The sequence below is a fragment of the Betaproteobacteria bacterium genome, from assembly GCA_016791345.1.
GTDB lineage: Bacteria > Pseudomonadota > Gammaproteobacteria > Burkholderiales > JAEUMW01 > JAEUMW01.
This window is the reverse complement of the sequence record JAEUMW010000422.1, coordinates 1-3,919: the sequence shown is the minus strand read 5'-3', so window position 1 is coordinate 3,919 and position 3,919 is coordinate 1. Positions and strand designations below refer to the sequence as shown.

Below are 3,919 nucleotides of genomic sequence, written 5' to 3'. Positions count from 1 at the left end.
CGAACGCGAGTGTAGATCCCCAGTGAAAACGGCAGACGCGCACGAACTGGCGTATCGGGATTCCTGCCCCTCCTGCGGTTCGATGTCCGCGGAGTCGATCCTGCGGCATCCGTACGACCAGCCGCCGATTCGGGACTTCCTGGTTGCACACTACGGGGGCCGCGCCGAGCTGATGCGGCTGGCCGGTGCGACGTTCGAGGTCGATCGCTGCAAGGACTGCGGTCTGATCTTCCAGCGGGCCGTTCCCTCCGGTGCGCTGCTTAACGACATCTATGACCGCTGGATTCCGGCGAGTGAGCAGGAACGCCTGCACGGAACGCGTGGGCTCGGCGACTATCGCTACCTCGCGAGTCAGGTGGAGTACTTCATTCAGCACTTCGGCGTGAAGCCGTCCGCGCTGAGCGTGCTCGATTTCGGGCTGGGGTGGGCGGAGTGGGCCACCATGGCGCGCAGCTACGGCTGTCACGTTGCGGGGTGCGAGCTGTCACAGGAAAGGATCTCGTACGCGCGATCGATCGGAATCAAGGTGATCGACTGGGACGATATCCCCAACCACCGCTTCAACTACATCAACACGGAGCAGGTGTTCGAGCATCTGGTGGAGCCGCGCCAGACGCTGGAGCATCTCGCCAGCGCGCTCCACGACGGTGGCTTGATCAAGGTGAGCGTGCCGAACGGACTCGGCATGGCAAAGCGACTCAAGCGTCTGCCCGGCATGGCGACCGTGCATCGGGACTACCTGATGCCGGTGCAACCGCTGGAGCACATCAACTGCTTCGACTACGCGTCGCTCGTGGCACTTGGACGGCAGGTCGGCCTCGCGCCCGTGCGTCCGCGCCTGCGGCAGTTGTACAACGGGGCTTCGGGCTGGTTCGAGCCGCGGCAGGCGCTCAAGAATCTGGTCCGGCCGCTCTATCGGCACGTGTACCCCAAGAGCACCTTCGTCCACTTCACTCGCGCGTGACACCACAGTCGGCGAGCGTGTGCGGATCTTCCCGCCGCGCTGGTCCTGTTTCAGGCGTTCAGCCGCCGCCCCTGACCGAACAGCACCGAACGCGACGCGTCGTTCACGACGGGTGCGGTGTTGATGCGTTCCGCAATCGCGTAGGCGCGGTCGGTCGCCGGTCGCGCGCGAATCGCGTCGAACCATCGCTTCAGGTTCGGGAATGCGTCGATGTCCATCTTCTGGCGGCGGTGCGGCACGATCCAGGGATAGCACGCCATGTCCGCAATCGAATACTCGCCGGCGATGAACTCGCGGCCGGCGAGTCGCTCTTCGAGGACGCCGTACAGACGCTCGGATTCCTTCAGATAGCGTTCGATTGCATAGGGTAGCGGCTCCGGCGCGTACTGCACGAAATGGTGATTCTGGCCGAGCATCGGACCGAGTCCCCCCATCTGCCAGAACAGCCACTCCATCACCTCCGTGCGTCCACGCAGATCGGGCGGCAGAAACCGCCCGGTCTTTTCGGCCAGGTAATGCAGGATCGCGCCCGACTCGAAAACGCTCAACGGGCCGCCGCCATCGGTCGGCGCGTGATCGACGATCGCGGGAATCTTGTTGTTCGGAGACATCGCGAGAAACGCGGTGGCGAACTGCTCGCCGGCCGAGATGTTCACGGGCTTCACGGTGTACGGCAGCCCGGCCTCCTCCAGGAACATCGTGATCTTGTGTCCATTCGGCGTGGTCCAGTAATAGAGGTCAATCACGTCGGTCTCCCGCGTCTCAAGGGTCAGATCGGCTCGCCGCGCGCTCGTCTCGCGTACCCGTCGAAGGCCGCGAAGAGCCGGTCGCGCCACGCGTATACCGGATCATCCTGTTCCAGCAGGCGGATCGGCGACACACAGCGCGCCCACTGGAACGCGCCGAACACGGTGTAGTCGGCGAAGCTCGGCGTGGCGCCGCCGATGAATTCCTGACGCTTGACCAGCGAGCGCAGCACTCCGAGCGCTTCACGCAGCGCCGGAACTCCTTCCGCGGGTGGCAGTGCGAGCGCTTCCAGCGTCTGCCCCAGGCGCGCTTCGCGCGTTTGCCGGAAATAGGGCTGGTCATCCAGGTGGAGGCGCGCGAAGAGATCCGGCAGGATGATGCGGAACAGGATCGATTGCAGCACCTGATCGCACCACAGCTTGACGAAGAGGGCGTGCGCTTCACCGGTGGCGCAACCGAAGAGGCTCGGTCGGTCGGGGTAGGTCGATTCCAGGTGCCTCGCGATCTCCCAGCTGTCGCTTACTGTGCGATCCCCGTCCACCAGCACCGGCACGAGCTTCTGGCCCGAGAACGCGATCGCATCCTTGTCGACGAAACGCCAGGGGATGGTTTCGAAGTCGAGTCCCTTGTGCTTGAGGGCCATTCGCACGCGCCAGACATGCGGACTGAAGCGCAAGTCTTCATCGGCACCGGCAAGGTCGTAGAGCTGCATCATGGGGACGTCGTCCGCGGTCGCAGTATCGAGACGGGTGTGAACGCCGCAAGGGTAGGGTGGTTCCTCACGCGCCGGCAAGCCTGTCGGGCACGCACGTTCGCGCGCCGGCCGTTTCCTTTACAGCCCTATGGCCCCTCCGTATAATCCGCGCCTTGCGCTGCGGGGGTATAGCTCAGCTGGGAGAGCGCTTGCATGGCATGCAAGAGGTCAGCGGTTCGATCCCGCTTACCTCCACCATAGGCTCGAATCACAGCATATCGTTTTGACCCATAAGTCACTGAAATAAGATAGATTTCCTTGGTTTTTCCCTTCAGGTCGTGTCACTCCATGTCTTGACTTGCCGGTGTTCATGTCGGTAGTTTTGGCGGTATCTGGTGCCCTCGTGGGCCGAGATACCGTCAACCGAAGGAGATGCCGTCATGTCACTCAGTGCCATTGCCATCCGCAATGCCAAGCTAGCAGCGAAGCCGTACAAGCTCGCCGATGGGGGCGGCCTGTATCTGCTTGTCAATTCGGTGGGCAGGTATTTTCGGTTGGATTACCGCTTCGGGGGCAAGCGTAAGACGTTTGCACTCGGGGTCTTTCCTGAGACCTCGCTCGCCGAAGCGCGCGAGAAGCGCGATCACGCGCGCAAGCTCCTGGCCAATGGCATCGATCCGGCAGCGCAGCGCAAGTTGCTGAAGACGGTGCAAGAGGGCCAAGCGGCGAACAGCTTCGAAGTGGTCGCGCGCGAGTGGTTCGTCAAGTTCTCGGTGAACTGGGCAGCCACCCACGGCGACAAGATCATCCGGCGCCTGGAACTCGATGTCTTCCCGTGGGTCGGCGCGCGCGCGGTCGACGAAATCATGGCACCCGAGCTGCTCCAGTTGCTACGGCGCATCGAGAGCCGCGGGGCACGCGACACGGCGCACCGGGCAATGCAGAACTGCGGGCAGGTGTTCCGGTACGCGATCGCCACCGGGCGCGCGCAGCGCAATCCGGCGGCGGATCTGCGCGGCGCGCTCGCGCCTGTGAAGGAACATCATTTTCCTGCCATTACCGATCCGAAAGCGATCGGCGAACTCCTGCGCGCGATCGACGGCTATCACGGCTCGCTCGTAACGAAGTGCGCGCTGCGGCTCGCGCCGTTCGTTTTCGTGCGCCCCGGCGAGCTGCGCCAGGCAAAGTGGGAGGATGTCGACCTGGACGCGGCGGAATGGCGCTACACGCTTTCGAAGGTTGGCACGGGGCACATCGTCCCGCTCGCGACGCAGGCGCTGATGATCCTGCGCGAGCTGCAACCGCTCACCGGAGCCGGCCCCTATCTTTTCCCAAGCGAGCGCGGCGATAGTCGACCCATGAGCGATAACGCGATCCTGGCGGCGTTGCGGCGCATGGGCTATCCGAAGGAGCAGATCGTCGGGCACGGCTTCCGCGCGATGGCGCGCACGCTCCTCGATGAAGTGTTGCATTTTCGGCCGGACTACATCGAGCATCAGCTCGGGCATCGAGTG

General features: G+C 63.8%; 4 protein-coding genes and 1 tRNA gene. 3 read left to right on the top strand and 2 right to left on the bottom strand.

Features of this window, described 5'->3' with window-relative positions:
- Positions 1-22: 22 nt before the first annotated feature.
- Positions 23-964 carry a class I SAM-dependent methyltransferase gene (locus JNK68_16020; GenBank protein ID MBL8541850.1) on the top strand — a complete coding sequence of 314 codons (942 nt, stop codon included), beginning with the start codon at positions 23-25 and terminating at the stop codon, positions 962-964.
- A 50-nt stretch (positions 965-1,014) separates the two neighbouring features.
- Here the strand turns inward: JNK68_16020 and JNK68_16015 are convergent, their stop codons facing one another.
- Together JNK68_16015 and JNK68_16010 are read right to left on the bottom strand one after the other, a co-directional pair.
- On the bottom strand, positions 1,015-1,710 hold the full coding sequence (locus JNK68_16015; GenBank protein MBL8541849.1) for a glutathione S-transferase N-terminal domain-containing protein: 696 nt from the start codon (positions 1,708-1,710) through the stop codon (positions 1,015-1,017).
- 23 nt (positions 1,711-1,733) lie between these two features.
- Complete coding sequence (locus JNK68_16010) at positions 1,734-2,426, bottom strand: glutathione S-transferase family protein (protein ID MBL8541848.1); 693 nt, start codon at positions 2,424-2,426, stop codon at positions 1,734-1,736.
- Between the two features lie 161 nt (positions 2,427-2,587).
- Here JNK68_16010 and JNK68_16005 point away from each other — a divergent pair.
- Both JNK68_16005 and JNK68_16000 read left to right on the top strand, forming a co-directional pair.
- A tRNA-Ala gene (locus JNK68_16005) sits at positions 2,588-2,663 on the top strand.
- Positions 2,664-2,845: 182 nt separating this feature from the next.
- A partial coding sequence (locus JNK68_16000; protein ID MBL8541847.1) for an integrase arm-type DNA-binding domain-containing protein occupies positions 2,846-3,919 on the top strand: 1,074 nt, incomplete at its 3' end.

Excerpts from the sequence above, each read along its gene's own strand:
- JNK68_16010 (MBL8541848.1), bottom strand. The coding sequence starts at position 2,426 with ATGATGCAGCTCTACGACCTTGCCGGTGCCGATGAAGACTTGCGCTTC.